The organism is Pseudomonas sp. P5_B2, assembly GCF_056400445.1.
This window is the reverse complement of record NZ_JBFULH010001060.1, coordinates 1-1,062: the sequence shown is the minus strand read 5'-3', so window position 1 is coordinate 1,062 and position 1,062 is coordinate 1. Positions and strand designations below refer to the sequence as shown.

Sequence of the window (1,062 nt, the reverse complement as noted above, 5' to 3'; positions counted from 1 at the left end):
GTGAAAACTCTTTGCGGGGACAACTCAAGGTTGCGGACGCTAGTCCCCGGCTGGACAACACCGTCCTTGGGCGAAACCCTTAGCTGGATGTTGACTGCTGAATAAATGAAGTTAATTCTTTCAGTTGAGCCGATCCGCTTTCCGCTGACCGGAATTGGTCGCTACGCCTACGAATTGGCGCTGCGGCTGCAGCAGAGCCCAGAAATCACCGACCTGCGATTTTTTGCCGGTCGGCGGTTCCTATCAACGCTGCCTACGGCTGCCGATAAGTCGGGTAGCGGCTATGGCTTGAAACGAGCAGTCCAGAAAAATTTCCTGGCGGTTGAAGCGTACCGACTTCTTATGCCGCTGCTCAGGAAGCGCGCATTAAAAGGCCATGGTGATTTTCTTTACCATAGCCCGAATTATTTTTTGCCTCCTTTTGCTGGTCGCAGTGTTGCTACCTTCCACGATCTGTCACCGTTCACCTGGTCTCGCTGCCATGCGCCGCAACTTGTGCGTTACTTGCAGAAAGAGCTTAAAACCACACTGGTAAGAGCAGACGCGCTGATTACGGACTCTGAGTACACACGAAAAGAGTTGGCGGAGTACTTTTCTTGGCCTATTGAGCGCATCTATACGGTTCCGCTGGCCAGTTCTGCCGAGTTTTATCCTCGTAGCGCGGATGAACTCAGAAGCGCGCTTTCACGCCACGGTCTTACGGTAGATAGATACAGCCTTTTTGTCGGGACGATCGAGCCTCGCAAGAATATCGATACGTTGCTTGACGCCTATTCCCGACTGCCTATCGAGGTACGAAAGCGCTGGCCTTTGGTGTTGACTGGCTATCACGGCTGGCGCAACGAAAGCATTCACCAACGGCTCGAAAGTGCCCGGCGCGAGGGATGGGCCTTTTATCTAGGCTTTGTACCCAGTGAGGACCTACCCCTGCTGTTTGCCGGGGCTCGTCTTTTTACCTTCCCTTCGCTGTATGAAGGTTTTGGATTGCCGGTTCTGGAAGCGATGAGTTCGGGCGTCCCCGTCGTTTGTTCAAACAGCTCCTCACTTCCGGAGGTCGCAGGT

Annotated in this window: 1 protein-coding gene and 1 pseudogene; both read left to right on the top strand. The window is 53.7% G+C overall.

The annotated features are described in order from the left end of the window. A pseudogene (locus AC1DRJ_RS29150) lies at nucleotides 1-105 on the top strand (GDP-mannose 4,6 dehydratase); the annotation flags it as partial. Next, nucleotides 106-1,062: glycosyltransferase family 4 protein (locus AC1DRJ_RS29145; RefSeq protein WP_477805179.1), on the top strand; the 957-nt coding region annotated here is incomplete at its 3' end.